The organism is Kordia sp. E (assembly GCF_056033805.1).
The window spans coordinates 293,037-309,408 of the sequence record NZ_JBRASR010000003.1; the positions used below are offsets into that span (position 1 = coordinate 293,037).

The following is a 16,372-nucleotide window of genomic DNA, read 5'->3' on the forward strand; positions in this document are numbered from 1 at the left end:
AATCCTGAAACAAGTTCAGGACACTCGAAGTGACGTTTGTGAAAATTTGGAAACTGCTTGTCATTCCGCACTTGATGCGGAATCCACTTTTATCCTCTATATATTCCTGCCTGCGCAGGAATGACAATTGAAAACTTAAGAAGTAATTTTGTAGGAAACGTAACATTTGAGTACATTGTAACAACTAACGTATTGTAGTAATAGTTGAGATACAAAACCCCAAAAAATGAAACTCCTCATTATCGGCGCATCAGGTTCAGGAACAACTACATTAGCAAAGGAACTTGCGCATGTGACTGAATTTAAACACTTAGATGTAGACGATTACTATTGGAAACCTACAAATCCGCCATTTCAGTTGAAAGAAGAAATGTCCGTTCGAACTAAAAATCTACAGACTGATTTTGAAAAACACGAAAATATCATTGTCAGTGGTTCATTGGTGAGTTGGGGAAACTATTGGCAAACAGCGTTCGATTTGGTAGTATTTGTAACCTTAGATAAAGAAATTCGTTTGGAACGACTCAAACAGCGTGAACAAGAACGTTATGGAGATCAATTGCAATCAGATCCAATAATTCAAGAACGATCACAAGCATTTTTAGCTTGGGCAACGAGGTATGACGATTTTAAGTTTACTGGACGTTCTATCAAAATTCATCGTGATTGGTTAGCTTCACTTTCGTGTAAAATTATTGAGGTTGATAGTGCAACATCTGCAGAAAAAAATATTGAAAGTCTGTTACAATCTTTCAAATTTGACTACTAATATTATTGAATTCCATATCTTGGAAATTCGTATTCACACTTTATTGTATCATATTTATGCCCATTTCGGACGAACGAACATATCAACTTGCCTATTGTAAACTCTGTAATCTGAGATCTCTTGACAGTGCAGCGGGAATTACCTGTGGGCTCACAAATAAAGTGGCTGATTTTGAAAAAGAATGTACTGATATGCAATTAGATTTTGATGCGGTGGAAGGCAAAGAAATTGAAGCACACAATGGAATTTTAAAGCATATTCGTTCTAATTACGATTTATTAAGACTTAAAAAAGAGAATTATATACTGCCAAGTCAACCATTCTATTCTAAATATTATACTAAGGAAAACACACATAAACTCAAATTTAAAGAAATACAGCAAGGAAGTATTTCGTTTCAGTTTGGGCTGTTATCATTAATTACTTTTTCAATACTAACATTCAATGTTGGAAACAGTTTCAAATTATTGTTTGGCTTTTTTGCTTTTGTAGCCTTATGCTTTACTATTATTAGAGCTGTTGTAGAATATTATACACCTGCAAAAAATAGATTCATTACTGACGAACTTGGTTTTATTTGTGATGGAAAACGAATTTTTTGGCATGACATTGTTGATTTTCGCATTGTAAACAAACGAGGGAAAAGAGGATATTTTGATTTAGTCATCGGAACTGTAAATAATCGTGTTCACACATTTAATTTGTTATATGTGAAAATAGTTACAGATCAATTACTTGAAATTCTAAAACGAAATAGAAAAGACTATTTTACACGTTTTGAGCGTAATTTTCCTGAGATTATTTAATGTATATTAGCTTGACTTACATTCACAGTAAACTAATCACCTAAAAAAAATAATCAATCAAATGCATTTTGGCTTCGGTTTCAAAAGTTCTACTTTACTTATTTTCTTTATTCATGGTCTTATATTTACGATATTGTTGATGTATAAAGGAATTAGAAACGAAAACAAATCAAGCTTTTGGTTAGCTGCGTTTATCTTTTTATGTTCGTTATATATTGCACCTTTTATGTTTGGTTATGCAGGTTGGTATGGGCAAGATATATATCGTGAAATACTGTTTTTTGTACCATTTCAGCAATTATTCTTAATGCCACCATTGTTGTATTTCTATGTAAAAAGTTCGTTAAATATTTCTTTTAAATTTCAGAGAAAAGATTGGTTACATTTCATTCCTGCGATTCTGTATGGAATTTATAGTTTGGTGATTTGGATTACGGATGCGTTAGTGCTAGACGAATACTATTTTTATGCAGACGGGCGTGATAAAGATATGGCACTTTGGTATCAAGTTTTAGGTTTTATCATGCTAGTTTTCTATTTGTTTAAATGTCTAAAATTATATGCGAAGTATAAAAAGAAAACTTATGAAACCGTAAGTTATGCCGATTCAATTTTATATGCTTGGATTCAACGATTTTTACTTGCTTTTTTAGGATTACTTTTAATTCGATTTTTATTTTTTATTCTAAATCCTGAATGGGCAAATTTTGGAAGGAAATATTGGTACTATCTTTCGTTTTCAATTTTGTTTTATTACATCTCACTAAGTGGATATGTACATATCATAAAGATGAAAGCTTCTTTTCAACCAAAATTGGCAACACTATTTTCTGAGGATTATCTCGCGGAAGCGGAAGAAGAAATAGCAGAAGTTACCAAAACGAATACAAACGAAATTGAAATCACAGCGGAAGACGAAAAATTGAAGAAACAGTTGGAAGATTTAATGACTACTGAGCAGCTTTTTAAAAATCCAAGTTTGACATTATTTGATGTAGCAAACAAACTAGAAACACATCCAAAAAAAGTGTCAAATATTATTAATAAAGGTTTTAAAGTGAACTTTAATGATTTTGTAAATTCATACAGAACGCAAGAAGTGATCAAAAAAGTGACTTCTAATGAAAATGACTTAAAAACGTTATTAGGAATAGCTTTGGATTCTGGATTTAATTCAAAATCAACATTTAACAGAGCTTTTAAGAAACATACACAACAAACACCAAAAGAGTATTTTAGTAAAAAAAGCTAAAAAAAGAAGTGTCAAATCACGATTTGGCGCGCTTTTGATTCATAAGAATAGCATTTTTGTAGCATCAAAAAACGCAAAACAGTATTCAATGAAATTCAATATGGTATTCTTAGTATTTTTATTTACATCATTTATTACTTTCGGACAAGAAATTACCGAAGAGCAACGAACACAATTAGACAAAATAATCATAAAAGATGTTCCAAAAGGTGGACCAGGAATTGCCGTCGGAATTGTCAAAAATGGTGAAATTGTATATGAAAATTATGCAGGTTTTGCCAATCTAAAAGATAGTATTTTTATTGGAAAAGATACACGATTCAATATTGCTTCTACCGGAAAACAATTTACAGCATTTGCTGTGTTGACGTTGGTTGAAAAAAACAAATTGAGTTTGGATGATGATATTCGGAAGTATTTACCAAATCTCTATAAAAATGTCAAAAAGCCGATTCAAATAAAACATTTAATAAATCATTCTAGCGGAATTCGTGGTGTGCATGATTTGTGGAGTTTACAAGGGATTACGTGGTGGAAAAAAAAGTTTGATAATGCAGCAGCGATGGAATTATTAGCGAAGCAAAACGATTTAAACTTCATACCAGGCTCCAACTATTCTTACAGTAACTCCAATTATATTGTACTGACACAAATTATTGAAAAAGTAACAGGACAAAGCTTTGTAGCGTATACAAATAAGCTTTTTCAATCATTAGGAATGCCAAACACTTCATTTGTTTCTGATTTTAATAATATAAAAAGACCAATTGCAAAACCATATTTCAATTTCAATACCTGGACAACCTACAATTGGACATGTAATATTCATGGTGATGGAAATATTTTTACCACATTACAAGATCAATTGCAATGGGAAAAAATTATTCAAACGAAGAAAAGTGATGCTTTTTCAACAGAAATTCTAGAAAAAAGTCAACAACCAATTGCAAATGCAACTATTGAAAAGTATGGTTATGGTTTAGAATTTGCCGAATATAAAGGAGTTTCATATGCATTTCACGCAGGTTCTACAGGTGCTTGGAAAGCATATGTAACACGTTTTCCTTCAAAAAACTTTTCAATTGTTACGATGATTAATAGTGGAAAAATTGATCCAACAGGTCAAACATTCGAAATGGCAGACGTTTTATTAAACAAAACCAACGAAAAAGAAACATTCCGAATCACACCTGAAAGAATAGGCGAGAAGGTAACTATTGAAGATGTGTTGGGAATTTATAGAACGAAAAGTGGATATATTATGAAGTTTGAAGAACGTGATGGTGATTTGTACATGTTGCGTTCAGGTCGAAATGATATGAGATTAATTCGTGAAGCTGCGAATGTTTTTCAGCAATGGAATGATGCGCCTTTTAAACAAGAATTTACAAAAAATAAAGACGGAATTATGCAAATTACAGCGTATTATTCATCAGTAGCGCCATTTACATTAACACGTATTGAAAGTGATTTAAGTACGTTTAACTTTAAAGCATTGAATGGTACATTTAAAAATTATGAAACGGACGTTTCGTTTACCATAAAACATATAAAAGCAGATTCGTACGAAGTAAAAATGGGCAAGCAAACAATAAAAGGTTTGTTAGTGTATGCAGATGAAATGTTAGTGGAAGATTATAACCTTTCGTTTGAAAAAGATACCGATGGAACTATTAAAGAAATTTTAGTGAGTTCAGGAAGAATTCAGAATGTTCGTTTTGTTCGTAAATAATGGAGTAAATGCATATTGTAAAAGCACAAACTACATAGTTTGTGCTTTTTTTATGGATTTATTTTAAAAAATGATGCGTATATTTCGTTTACATAAAATCGAATATACATACCAATTCACACTTTTTTATTATGAAAAGAATCATTCTTACACTGTTAATCTGCTTTTTGAGTATCAATGTTTTTGCACAAAATGAAGTTACAGACGAATTAAAAATGCTTTTTGATCAACAGAAATTTGATCTCATAAAAAGTACACACGCGCCAAAAGCAAACGATTATGAAGCAGAAGCCGTTTTTTTAATTGGCATGACTTATTTTATGACTTCTGATGATGCGAATTCACTAAAAATGATGACGTTAGCCATTGAGAAAGACCCTGAGTTTGCAAAAGCGTATCACATGAAAGGAGTTACGTATAACTATATGAATCAACCTGATAAAGCAATTGTATTGATAAAAAAAGGAATTGAATTAGATGATTCCGATGGTGAATTTTTCAGCAGTTTGGGAGATGCATATTTTACATCAAAACAATTTAAAAAAGCATTGGAAGCTTATGAAACAGGAACGATGACTGAAAACCCTACAGATCGTTCATTCATCATGATTCCGCAAGTATATGCTAAACTTAATCAAGAAGAAAAAGCATTAGAAGCATTTTATAAAGCAAAAAACAGTGTAGAGAAAAATACAAATTCATATATCACAATTCTATATAACATTGGATTGTATGAATACTTAAATCAGAATTTTGATAAATCTGAAATTGCATATTTCGAATTATTAGAAAAAGCTCCAAATGATTACCAAACCTATTCAAAATTAATACAAGTATATTACGGAAATAAAGAATACGAAAAGGCAAACTTGTTTCGTGAAAAACTATACAAAGCACAAAAAGATGGATTGCTAAAAGGAAACTTAAACAATATGTTTTGCTTTGATCAGTTTATCTGGAAAGACAAAAAGATTCGAGTATTTGAAAGATATGAAGACACAAAAAGTAAATTGTATTACAAGCATATTTTTTATGTGTTGAATGCAGATGGAGGAATCAATTGCACAATTCAAACCGAAAACTCTCCAATTGCTATAGAACTCGGAGAAGCAAGATATATGCTTGGAATGGATAAAGGTAATGTACATAGTACCATAGGTTATGGCTTTGATGAAGTTTTTAAATATGATGATTTAAAAAACTTAGTTATCAAAGTTTTAGATGAAAGAATAAAACCAACGGCAAGTTCTACAGTTAAAAAAGGGAAGTAATTCTACACTATTGATCTAAAATTATTTATGCATAAAAAACATACACTTCTATTTATGGAAAATAGCATACAACAAAAAAGAATCAACAATACAGTTGTCATTACATTTTCACTTTTATTCGAACGAATGAGTTATTATGGAGTTCGTTCAATACTTATCCTGTATATGATAAGTGAAACATTTCAAATGGTAAACCTTGGAGCGATAACTATTTATATGTATTTATCACTCTTTTTATTACTCACTCAATTAATAGGAGGGATTTTTGGAGACTTTATATTGAAAAATAAAAAATCGATACTTCTTGGTGGAGTGTTAGCTGCTTTTGGATGCGTGATTGTTTGTATTCAAGATATATATATGTTATATACAGGGTTGGTCTTAATGACACTCGGTTCTGGGTTCTTAAAACCTAACATGTTAGCAGTCTATGGAAAAACATATTACAATAAACCAAAATACTTAGATTCAGCTTTTTCACTTTACTATTTAATTATAAATATTGGCGCATTTATTGGTGTTGCTCTACTGGCATATATCAGTAATGAATTTGGTTTTCTTATCGGATTTGGAACTGTAGCTATAATGTATATCGTAACATCTTCATTATCCTTACTGATCTCTGAAACATCAGAAAAATTAGAATATGATGCGCAAAGTTTGTCAAGTAATAACATACTTTATGTAATATTAGCAATATTTGTTTCAGTAGCTTTTTGGGGATTATATGAAATATCGTCAACTCCTAGATATATGTTGCTAGGAGATGAAAGTTTTATGAATGGAATAGAAGCCTATTTTTCGAAAGGAATATTAGATTATATTGATGCAGTTCTTCTAATACCATTACTTATAATATTTGGGATTATCTGGTTAAAATTTCATCAATCTCGATTTTTAAAAATTGCTTTAGGCTTCCTGTTTGGGTCGTTAGCATTAGTACAGTTTTCTCAAATTTCTATGGGAAATTTTGATGACAATGTATTCTATCTAATTAGTGGAATATTCTTTTATACTATTGCAGAAGTGTTTGTAGGAGTTATCGTTTTGTCAATAATCACACGCTACACAAACCCAAAATATTTGACAATTGTACTAGCATTACTTGCTAGTATTTCTGGAATAATAGTTTATGCCATAGGGCAATTCACATCAATAATATATGAAGATTCTAAACTCTTTAGCTATGTTGGATTAGCCATTTCATTAGCAATAACATGCATGTTATTTATAGTTTTTTTCTTCGCAAGAAAATATGCAAGGAATAATGAGTAGGCTAAAGAAATACATGAAAAACGCATGTATAGTGTTTGTTTTACTATTTATATGTAAAGGATTCTTGTATCGGAAACTAGTGAATTACACTAAAATTGATACTAGAAAAAGCTATGTAATCACGAACAAAAATCTTGTGCAAACTATTAAAACTGCTATAAAAGAAAAAGAGTTAACGATAGATGATATTATTAAACTTAGTTTAGAAATTACTGCTAAACAATTATACTTTGAAGTAGCAGAAGCTTCAAACAATCCAAATATTAATTTTACAACGCAAATAGCAAACTGTGTTGGGTATGCTTCTTTGTGCAACAGCATTGGGAATTATATCTTAAGAGAAAAGAATCTGTCAAATACATATGAATTCAATCATATGGTAGGGAAGTTGCAATTTTTAGGATTAGATATTCATACTATATTTAAAAGTCCATTCTTTAAAGATCACGATTACAATGAAATTCTCAATAAAGAAACTGGTGAAAAACAATTTATTGATGCAAGTGTATATGATTATACTTGGATAAAACGTGTGCGTTCGGAATAAGAATAAAAAAGTAATTTCAAACATATATATTTACAACTCAATACAAAATCAACATACAATTGGATAAAATTTGGAAACCCAAGGGAAAGAAATCAGATAAACTCATCATCATTCATGATAATCGTATTTGTAAAGGAAGTCCAAGTGTTGAAATCATGAACAGGCTTTCGGTAGAATCTGATCAAAGTAAACAAGAAGTTTTGCAAAGTTTACATGGTATACCTTATAATTACATTCAAGGAATCATCAATCAAAGAGGAGTCAATCATATCAAATTAGTATTGGGTGAAGATTTAGAAGAAGAATTGTTTGTAGAAGATGAAACACTAAAAGATGAAATCTTTGAATACTTAAAAAGTGAATTCAGCTCTTTTCAGTACACATCCAAAATTCCAGATGCATTTACATATGTACGCCCAAAAATTATAGGAATTATCGTTTTAACCGCTATTTTTCTTTGGGCAACTTACTTTGCTGTTCAAATGGGACAAGGTTACGAATACGAAGCTGCAAGAGGAATTACAGGAATCGCTATTGGTTTGGCAACATTCGGAACTGTAAAACTTATTATTGGATATGCAGTTATACTTGGACTCACGATCTTTTCAATTGTCAAAAAACTAGAAACCCGATCAGAAATTCAAACACTCAAACGGTAAATTTAGTTGGCATAGTCTAACAACTCAAGGAGTTTACAAGTCATCCGTAAAATGCTTTTTACTTTTCTCTTTGTTAAACTTGTCTGTATTATACGTTGAAGATTGTCCTCTCGGAATTGATAAAGAAGTCCATTCATTCCCACGAATCAATTTGGCAATATAAGTTAATTGTCCAATATGATATGGATAATGACACAATTGTCGTGTAATAGCTTCTAAAACCGTATGTCCTTGATTTCGAATGTAAATAATTCGTGAAACATCTTCTGCTTGCAACGGATTGATTGCATCAAACAAACAGTTCCAGCCTTTTTCCCAAGCAGTAATCATTTCGGCTTTTGTTTTATATGTAGCTTCAAACTCTGTATCGCGATGTCGCCATTCTTTTTCACCATCTTCCGTAAGGAAATTTGTCCACCGACTCAGCATGTTTCCAACAATATGTTTTACAATAATGGAAACACTATTACTGTCTTCGTTTTGTTGCCAATGAATATCATCTTCATTCAATTGCGCAAAAGTTTTATCACCAAGACTTTTATAATAGGCAAATTGTTTGCGTGTACTTTCTAAATAATTTTCAGCTATAGAACTCATGCAACCTTAACTTTTTGATTAAAATATTCTTTAAGATACTTCTTAATATCTTCAGTTTCGTTTCTATCATCTAGTTGTACTGTATGAACAATTTGTTCATTTTTAATATTGGCAAACGTTAGTACAAGCTTATTTTTAATAACCTGTATACGTTCAACTTTATGAAGAGGAATTTTAAAATGCTTTATTTTATATCTACGATTTAGAAAATGTAGTACAACCCCAAAAAGCAATGTACCTGCAGAAAAGTTAATTTCACCAGTAATAAAATAAAGTGCAATAGCAATTATAATAATGGAATATGTAATTTTAATAATATGATTAGAAACATAAAAAAATGTCAGTTTTGGATTTTCAGTTTCTTCTAATATTTTACAAGTTTCCCAATTTCCATGATCGCTGAAATAGAAAAAATCTTCATTAATATTCAAATAGCCTTTCTTTAAGACAAAGTACCGTTTCTCCATACGGTAAATATACTAAAAATGATGCGTAGTATACAGTTGAAACAATATCGTTAAGAATCTAATAATCTTGAAACTTCTGATTGTAATTTAGGAATCACATCTTTTTCAAACCAAGGATTTTTGCTCAACCAAAAACGATTTCTTGGTGATGGATGTGGTAACGGAAAGTATTTTGGAAGATAATCTTCGTAATTTGAAACGGTTTCGGTTAAGGTTTTCTTTGCTTTTTCTTTTAAATAATACTTCTGTGCATAGTGTCCAACAAGCAATACCAATTCTGCTTTTTGCATTCTAGATAATAACTGTTCATGCCAAGTTTCTGCACATTCTTTCCGTGGTGGTAAATCACCAGATTTTCCTTTTCCTGGATAGCAAAAACCCATAGGAATTAATGCAATGTTTTCTGCATCATAAAAAACTTCATCAGACACATTGAGCCATTGCCTTAATCGTCTTCCGCTCATATCATCCCAAGGAATTCCACTTTGATGAACTTTCAATCCTGGCGCTTGTCCAATTAAAATAATCTTTGACGATTCATGTGCAGCCAACACAGGATTTGGACCAAGTTGCAGATGATCTTGACAAATTCTACAACCTAATATTTCTTCCAATAAGTTTTCCATAAAATCTAAGTCGTCTATATGAACAAGGTTAACAATTTAAGTAAATCTAAGCGTAAAGCAAGTCTAAGAAGTCTATTTCTCAGGAACAAACTTCAAAGAAACACCATTAATACAATGTCTTTTCCCTGTAGTTTTTCTTGGTCCATCATTAAAAACATGTCCTAAATGTCCGCCACAAGTTGCACAATGTTCTTCGGTGCGTGCGTAACCAATATTGTAATCCGTTGAAAAAGAAACATTTCCTTCAATCTCACGATCAAAACTTGGCCAACCTGTTCCAGAATCAAACTTATCTTTACTCTTAAATAAAGGTGTGTTACAAGCTGCACAATGATAAGTACCTGTCTTGTAATTCTTATTTAACGGACTCGAAAAAGCGCGTTCTGTCCCAGCTTCACGAAGTACATAATAAGCTTCTGCGCTTAACAGTTTTTTCCATTCTTCTTTGGTTTTAGTAACCTTGAAAGTTTCTTGCTCCTTTGTGTCGCTTTCTTTTTTCTGAGCAGATGAATTACAACTAAACAACAATCCAATTATGGCAACTAAGAATATCTTCTTCATAAGTTCTTTTTAATTCTGTTCAAGTCAAATTTATTCCTTGAAAACATGATTTTTTATATAAACAATCTGTCGTATGAAAAATAGAATCATTACGAAAATGTTTTTGTTTTAGTATTTGGTTCGCAGTTGTGAAATTAAATTTTCGTCAAACCTGTAGTTATTCTTTAATAACTGCTTAGATTTATTTCTGTTTTTCCTTTTTGGTTTATTAAACTCCCCAAATATATTTGATTTCTATTGTGTGTTTTATTTATGAAAACTTGTTCAAATTCAATAGTTCCCAATTGTTTTTTAAAATACTCATAATTCCATTCAGGAGGTGAAAAAATAATAATATTTGACGTGATATTTTCTTGTATCTTTTTTATCAACTCTTTTAATGGAGGGTTTTTTAACACTAAATCACCTTGGTTTTCTTGTGTATGTGGATACCAAAAAGGAATATCATAGATTACTATATCTGCATTGATACTTTTTAATATATTATCATCAAATACATTTCCATGAATAAGTTCGGTTTTAGATATATGACCAGCTTCTGTTAAATTAACTTTACAGGTTTTTAGAATATCTTTATCAATATCGAGACCAATTATTTTCTTAAAACTAGGTGCTAAATATTCTAAAGTAATTCCAATACTGCAACATAATTCTGCTAACACTAAATTTGAGTTTCCAATTCTGGATTTCAAATATTTTGCATTTGAAGGATAATTCGAAATATATAATGAGAATTTGTCACCTTTTATATTCTTTCGATAACCTCTTCGCTCTATTATGTCTTCTGTAGTGCTTTCTTCGTAAGTCATAATTGGTTAAAGCCTGTTTGTATATGGTTAGTTTCGTTGGTTGGAACTAAGTTAGGAAAAGAAAACGAACCAATAGCATAAACGATACAAAAGCAAAAGCACGACACTTTCTCGTATCGTGCTTTTCTCTAATTTTAATTACTTACTATTTAATTTTATTGTACAAAATTGATTGCGATTCCTGTCTGTCCAAATACTCCTTTATAGAAGGCAGTCGAAGTGATGTCTGAATTTATTGGCAAGGAAGTTCCGCTTTCTTCCTGTGAAGGACGTCCAGTCGATTGAAGCTTTGCTGTCAAGGTTGGTTGCCCATTTGAATTGTTTGTGAATTGATATCCAAATTGCCAAAGAATATCTTCACCTATACCACTCTCTAAGGTTGCTGTGGCTAGAACAATAAATGTATTCGTAGAACTATCAACAGTTACTGTACCAGATGATTCACTGAAATTTTGGAATCCGCTTTCATCAATATTTACAATCTCCCACGAAGTTGGATACATCGTTGGTTCAAACTTCTTCAGTGTCAATCGTGTTGCTGTCTCAATTTCATTTGGATACGCCGTATTCTCCACGGTTACTTGAACAGAATCTGTTGCGTTGGTATCATTCGAACAAGTCAACCCATTTATTGTTAATGGAATGCTGTTGTATGCTCCTTCGTTCCAAGTTTCAATGCTGTTGTTTGTTAATACTAAGAGTTGCCCCGAGAGTTCATAATTCCACCCTGTTTGGTTTATCGATAGATTCGTATAATCCTCGCTATTGAAAAAGTCAGGCAATTGAATCGTTACTTTTGTCGGATTTCCTGAACTTGAATCGTTCAAGGCGATAGGATTCAAAGTATTATTTATCAAATTGATTGTAACGCTGGTTTCAACGTTTGCATAAATTACGGGCGATTGCGTAGTGTCATTCACAAGCGAGATCGTAAAATCTGGACTTCCAATAACACCTTGCATGATAATTGCTTCATTATAAACAATGTCATTGATAAAAAAGTTCTGGTTTTTATTATACCGCGTTTTTTGAAAACTTTCCATTTTACCCTCCAGTTTTTCGGAAATTTCATCTGCGGCACTTTTAAAAAGATAATATATGCCGATGGCAGCAACTATTACCAAAATAATACCTAATAACAAAAGCAATGTTCCAGAAACCGTTGCAGCAACGATAATTAACATGATAAGGATAAAGGCAACAATTAATATGCAGCCAAAATTCGGTTCTACAGGTGCTTTCGTGTCTTTGAGCGTAATATCGATCGGCTGCCCTTTTGTATCACGTGTTGCTTCAGGAACGGCGTTGACAGTTGCCGTAACATCGTTAAAAATAACCACTGGTGTTGACAATCTGATTAAGAATTTTAATCCATTTGGAACAATATTAACAGTAAAGGTGATTAAGTAAATGAATAAATGCTTAATCAATGCTATCCTGTCTACTAAGCTTAATTTTGATTGACCATTTTCTTGCGTTAAGTTAAAACTTGAATCATCAAAAATACCAAACCCTTTACGTATGAGTAAGTTTTCCACATCTCCTAAAATGGTATAATCTGCCAAGGATATAATTATGTTGGAACCATCAGGAACTTTAATAGCATCGTTGAATTGAAAAACTGAATTTTGATTTTGAGGCGGAGCATCTTGGTAATCAAACATCGCCAATGCTGTAAGCTGATTAGAACTTCCGTTTGGAATAGAAATAAAATTCCAATACGTTGGATTGATTACTAGCCCATAAACTCCAAAGCGAAGTTTCATTTTTAACGCCGTTTCTTTGGTTAAATACGAGTTGATTAAAGTGGTCATTGCCGCATTAAAGTCAACTTCATCCATTCCTCCAACTAACGAACTCGTAACGATTAGACCGATGTTTGGGCTTTTCCATGAAATGTACACAGTTCCAGCTGGTCCGTCTTCATGTGTACTGATGACCATATTAGATACATTAAATTGAATTGTCATCGTACTTCCTTCCTCAATTGAAGGCTTTGTATCATCAGCAGGATTAGGATTTCCAGTAATTGGGATCGTAATTTTTATGATGTTTTGAGTTGTTGTTATTTCAGTAGTAGCTCCGCTAGGATTCGTATAAATAGAATAGGGCCCATAATTGTTGGCAATACCAAGAGCAAAACTTTTAGGAATCATTTTATTCAAGAAATAATTCACTCCTGAACTGTTCATGCTGCTTACGAGATCCCATCCGCAGTTTGTTGATGGTTGGGTAAATGTTGAATTCGACATTGAGATGGTGTTTTAGAGTTAATAAAAAGCACAGAAAATATAGCTGAGTATTTGGCTCAACTGTGTTTTATGTTTACTCTTCAAATGTATTCCTAATGTTGATTTTGTTTAAGAGTGATTCAACTCGTTTTATAAAAACAGGTTGATCAGCCTAGTGCATTATAAATTAGCTTAAAAGATGTTTTGGATTGTGAAATAGCTGTAGTTTTTCAATATTTCGCCACAAAAGCTATGCATTCGTCACATTAGTTTCTTTTTGTGTCATTTTTGGAGTATTTTATTATCTAATAACCAAAACTTTACAACCATGAAAAAAAAGCATCTTAAAAATTTAAAGCTAAATAGGAAAGTCATTTCTAACTTAGCGAAAGAAAAGATAACTGGAGGCACACAATATGTCTGTCCTACGTTTGCAGCAGATCGTGTAACATGTCCAGGCTATCAAGGAAATCCTGGACCTTGCCAATATCCTAAAAGTATTCGATATTTTGCATGTCCAGTTCCAATTCAATAAACAATACATTTATATTATTGAGAAATGTTTTGAAAATGAAGTTGATTCATAATATCAGATAATTTCTTGAAAGTGAGTATATAAAAAAGAGTTAAAACGTTTAGTTTTGACTCTTTTTTGTTGAAGTTATTTCAACAAAAATTTCTCAATCTTTTAAATCACTTCTATAGTTCCTAAAATTCAGTAGTGTCCTAAGTTTTTTGTAATGTGAATACTTCCGTCAGAAAATTCATTGTAAATTCAAAAAGAGTCTTGGTTTAATAAAAATATGTTTTCTGTAAAGGAATTACGGTAAAACCGTAAATCTTTAAAAATCAGTGTTTAGAGTGAGTTTTTTAAAGGTGAAAGCCCATGTATTTATATTTTTTTTACGTTTATTTGATTAGAATACTACATCAATTTTTAAATAACAAAATATGAAGTTAAGACTACTCATTATTTTATTTGCTTTTGTGTTTAACTCTACTTTTATAAAAGCACAAAACTTATTAGATACCTCAACTTGGACTGTTGGTAGCGGTTCAGTTTCTGGTTTTGGACAAAATGGGGCTACCAGTGAAAATAGCCGAGAATTTGGTACTAATCCATTTGGAGGTTCCTCAATTTTATGGAAAGGAGGAAATGACAGTGCAAGTGACGGTGATGGTGGATGGAACGCCAGCTATGTTCCAATAGACAATACAGAAACCTATCGTCTTGTTGTTTGGATAAAAAAAACAAATTCGAATGATGGAAGTACTTATTTGGGCTGTCAACAATGGCAAAGTGGCTCAGATACAACGATGTACGATTATTCTATTTTAAATTTGAGCGGAAGTCTTAGAGCCAATCCTTATTTCTGGGTTGGTGATTTACCTCAGCTTAATAAATGGTACATGTTAGTAGCCTATGTTCATGGGCAAAATTATAATTCAAACTTAAGTTATGGAGGCATATATGATCCTACTACAGGAACTAAAGTTGTCAATATCACAGACTTCAAATTTGCTAATTCAACAACAAAGCTAAGACATAGGACTTATTTATACTATGATACAAATACTTCAGACAGGCAATTTTTCTATGCTCCACGTATGGAAATGGTGGATGGAGATGAGCCTTCAATTTCAAGTCTACTAGGTTTAGATGGAGCAGATACGAATCTTTTAAACACATCATCTTGGACAGTTGGATGCGGTTCTGTATCAGGATTTGGAATGAATGGAACAACAGATGAAAACTGTAGAGAACTGGGAAGAAATCATGTAGGAGAAGAAGTTGTTCTTTGGAAAGGTGGGAATGATAGTTCAAGCAATGCTGATGGTGGTTGGAATACAGGTTGGATTAACAGTACAAATCATAATACAACATATCGATTTAGTGTTTGGTTAAAGAAAACGAATTCAAATAACGGGCATTCTTATTTAGGTTTTTATGCCAACAATAGTGGTTCATTAGGGCTTAATGGTACTTACAATTCTAACCCATATTTCTGGGTAGGAGATTTACCAAAACTAAATAGATGGTATTTGGTTGTAGGGTACCTTCATAAAAGTAGTTATTCTTCAACAACAAACCTTGGACGTATTTACGACGGTGTTACAGGAGAAGAGGTAACAAGTATAACAGATTACAAACAAAAAAATACAGTTACGGCTTTAAGACATCGATCTTACCTTTATTATGATACTGATATCTCTGATAGACAATATTTTTGGGCTCCGCGAATTGATCCAATAACAGGAAATGAGCCTACTATTAAAGAATTATTACATCTTAATGAAAATTCGACACTCATCTTTAGTTATGATGTTGCTGGAAATCAAAAACAACGTTTTTACTGTGCTCAAGATGGGTTCTGCTCTCCTGTAGCGCCATCTAATAGAACAATTAATGAAGAAGGTGTCAAAATAGAAGAAGAGCAAGGTGCAGTAGTACCAGAACAAACGGATGTGCTATTACCAGGAGAAGAAATTGAAGAAGAGGAAGATATACTTGATGTAAAGCATTCAATCTTTCCTAACCCAACCGATGGTCAGGTAACCATTCAGCTATCTGGGAAAGATTTTAATTTAACAAATTTAATAAGTATCTATAGTGTAAATGGAGCTCTTGTTAAGGTGATAAATATTAGTAGTCCTACTAATCAAATGCAAATAGATCTGAGCAATATGACGTCAGGAATTTATTTTATTCACATGCACTTTTCTAATGGGACAGTAGCAAACGAGCAAATTATCAAAAACTAAACAGCCA

Annotated in this window: 16 protein-coding genes; 10 read left to right on the top strand and 6 right to left on the bottom strand. The window is 31.9% G+C overall.

Annotated features, from left to right (window positions below; genetic code table 11):
- The first annotated feature begins 226 nt into the window (after positions 1 to 226).
- From ACUUYC_RS14455 to ACUUYC_RS14490, 8 genes are all read left to right on the top strand, one after another.
- Positions 227 to 769, top strand: coding sequence for an AAA family ATPase (locus ACUUYC_RS14455; protein WP_474266837.1), 543 nt, complete (start codon positions 227 to 229; stop codon positions 767 to 769).
- 56 nt (positions 770 to 825) lie between these two features.
- A complete protein-coding gene (locus tag ACUUYC_RS14460) occupies positions 826 to 1,575 on the top strand; it encodes a hypothetical protein (RefSeq protein WP_474266839.1) in 750 nt (249 codons plus the stop codon).
- A 139-nt stretch (positions 1,576 to 1,714) separates the two neighbouring features.
- Positions 1,715 to 2,827, top strand: coding sequence for a helix-turn-helix domain-containing protein (locus ACUUYC_RS14465; RefSeq protein ID WP_474266841.1), 1,113 nt, complete (start codon positions 1,715 to 1,717; stop codon positions 2,825 to 2,827).
- 88 nt (positions 2,828 to 2,915) lie between these two features.
- Entirely contained in the window at positions 2,916 to 4,559 is a 1,644-nt protein-coding gene (locus ACUUYC_RS14470; RefSeq protein WP_474266843.1) for a serine hydrolase domain-containing protein, read from the top strand.
- Between the two features lie 131 nt (positions 4,560 to 4,690).
- Complete coding sequence (locus tag ACUUYC_RS14475; protein WP_474266845.1) at positions 4,691 to 5,830, top strand: tetratricopeptide repeat protein; 1,140 nt, start codon at positions 4,691 to 4,693, stop codon at positions 5,828 to 5,830.
- A gap of 27 nt (positions 5,831 to 5,857) precedes the next feature.
- Positions 5,858 to 7,105, top strand: a complete 1,248-nt coding sequence (locus ACUUYC_RS14480; protein WP_474266847.1) for an MFS transporter — start codon at positions 5,858 to 5,860, stop codon at positions 7,103 to 7,105.
- Between the two features lie 136 nt (positions 7,106 to 7,241).
- Positions 7,242 to 7,652, top strand: a complete 411-nt coding sequence (locus tag ACUUYC_RS14485; RefSeq protein ID WP_474266849.1) for a hypothetical protein — start codon at positions 7,242 to 7,244, stop codon at positions 7,650 to 7,652.
- Positions 7,653 to 7,711: 59 nt separating this feature from the next.
- Positions 7,712 to 8,311: a hypothetical protein gene (locus tag ACUUYC_RS14490; protein WP_474266851.1), complete on the top strand. Its 600-nt coding sequence runs from the start codon at positions 7,712 to 7,714 to the stop codon at positions 8,309 to 8,311.
- Positions 8,312 to 8,344: 33 nt separating this feature from the next.
- Here ACUUYC_RS14490 and ACUUYC_RS14495 read toward each other — a convergent pair whose 3' ends face one another.
- From ACUUYC_RS14495 to ACUUYC_RS14520, 6 genes are all read right to left on the bottom strand, one after another.
- Positions 8,345 to 8,908: a DUF1572 domain-containing protein gene (locus tag ACUUYC_RS14495; RefSeq protein WP_474266853.1), complete on the bottom strand. Its 564-nt coding sequence runs from the start codon at positions 8,906 to 8,908 to the stop codon at positions 8,345 to 8,347.
- Positions 8,905 to 9,339, bottom strand: a complete 435-nt coding sequence (locus ACUUYC_RS14500; protein ID WP_474266855.1) for a hypothetical protein — start codon at positions 9,337 to 9,339, stop codon at positions 8,905 to 8,907. Before ACUUYC_RS14500 ends, ACUUYC_RS14495 begins: the two co-directional genes overlap by 4 nt.
- Before the next feature lie 86 nt (positions 9,340 to 9,425).
- Positions 9,426 to 10,001, bottom strand: a complete 576-nt coding sequence (locus ACUUYC_RS14505) for a uracil-DNA glycosylase family protein (RefSeq protein WP_474266858.1) — start codon at positions 9,999 to 10,001, stop codon at positions 9,426 to 9,428.
- 72 nt (positions 10,002 to 10,073) lie between these two features.
- Positions 10,074 to 10,562 (bottom strand): peptide-methionine (R)-S-oxide reductase MsrB, encoded by a 489-nt coding sequence (msrB, locus tag ACUUYC_RS14510; RefSeq protein WP_474266860.1) that lies wholly within the window; start codon positions 10,560 to 10,562, stop codon positions 10,074 to 10,076.
- A gap of 164 nt (positions 10,563 to 10,726) precedes the next feature.
- On the bottom strand, positions 10,727 to 11,371 hold the full coding sequence (locus tag ACUUYC_RS14515) for a class I SAM-dependent methyltransferase (protein WP_474266863.1): 645 nt from the start codon (positions 11,369 to 11,371) through the stop codon (positions 10,727 to 10,729).
- 155 nt (positions 11,372 to 11,526) lie between these two features.
- Positions 11,527 to 13,623, bottom strand: coding sequence for a hypothetical protein (locus tag ACUUYC_RS14520; protein WP_474266865.1), 2,097 nt, complete (start codon positions 13,621 to 13,623; stop codon positions 11,527 to 11,529).
- Between the two features lie 307 nt (positions 13,624 to 13,930).
- On the opposite strand from ACUUYC_RS14520, the gene ACUUYC_RS14525 reads away from it, so the two are divergent.
- On the top strand, positions 13,931 to 14,137 hold the full coding sequence (locus ACUUYC_RS14525; protein WP_474266867.1) for a hypothetical protein: 207 nt from the start codon (positions 13,931 to 13,933) through the stop codon (positions 14,135 to 14,137).
- 416 nt (positions 14,138 to 14,553) lie between these two features.
- Positions 14,554 to 16,365, top strand: a complete 1,812-nt coding sequence (locus tag ACUUYC_RS14530; RefSeq protein WP_474266869.1) for a T9SS type A sorting domain-containing protein — start codon at positions 14,554 to 14,556, stop codon at positions 16,363 to 16,365.
- Positions 16,366 to 16,372 lie beyond the last annotated feature (7 nt).

Excerpts from the sequence above, each read along its gene's own strand:
- ACUUYC_RS14505 (WP_474266858.1), bottom strand. The coding sequence starts at position 10,001 with ATGGAAAACTTATTGGAAGAAATATTAGGTTGTAGAATTTGTCAAGAT.
- ACUUYC_RS14520 (WP_474266865.1), bottom strand. The coding sequence starts at position 13,623 with ATGTCGAATTCAACATTTACCCAACCATCAACAAACTGCGGATGGGAT.
- msrB (WP_474266860.1), bottom strand. The coding sequence starts at position 10,562 with ATGAAGAAGATATTCTTAGTTGCCATAATTGGATTGTTGTTTAGTTGT.
- ACUUYC_RS14530 (WP_474266869.1), top strand. The coding sequence starts at position 14,554 with ATGAAGTTAAGACTACTCATTATTTTATTTGCTTTTGTGTTTAACTCT.
- ACUUYC_RS14470 (WP_474266843.1), top strand. The coding sequence starts at position 2,916 with ATGAAATTCAATATGGTATTCTTAGTATTTTTATTTACATCATTTATT.
- ACUUYC_RS14460 (WP_474266839.1), top strand. The coding sequence starts at position 826 with ATGCCCATTTCGGACGAACGAACATATCAACTTGCCTATTGTAAACTC.
- ACUUYC_RS14515 (WP_474266863.1), bottom strand. The coding sequence starts at position 11,371 with ATGACTTACGAAGAAAGCACTACAGAAGACATAATAGAGCGAAGAGGT.
- ACUUYC_RS14495 (WP_474266853.1), bottom strand. The coding sequence starts at position 8,908 with ATGAGTTCTATAGCTGAAAATTATTTAGAAAGTACACGCAAACAATTT.
- ACUUYC_RS14465 (WP_474266841.1), top strand. The coding sequence starts at position 1,715 with ATGTATAAAGGAATTAGAAACGAAAACAAATCAAGCTTTTGGTTAGCT.
- ACUUYC_RS14455 (WP_474266837.1), top strand. The coding sequence starts at position 227 with ATGAAACTCCTCATTATCGGCGCATCAGGTTCAGGAACAACTACATTA.
- ACUUYC_RS14525 (WP_474266867.1), top strand. The coding sequence starts at position 13,931 with ATGAAAAAAAAGCATCTTAAAAATTTAAAGCTAAATAGGAAAGTCATT.
- ACUUYC_RS14480 (WP_474266847.1), top strand. The coding sequence starts at position 5,858 with ATGCATAAAAAACATACACTTCTATTTATGGAAAATAGCATACAACAA.
- ACUUYC_RS14475 (WP_474266845.1), top strand. The coding sequence starts at position 4,691 with ATGAAAAGAATCATTCTTACACTGTTAATCTGCTTTTTGAGTATCAAT.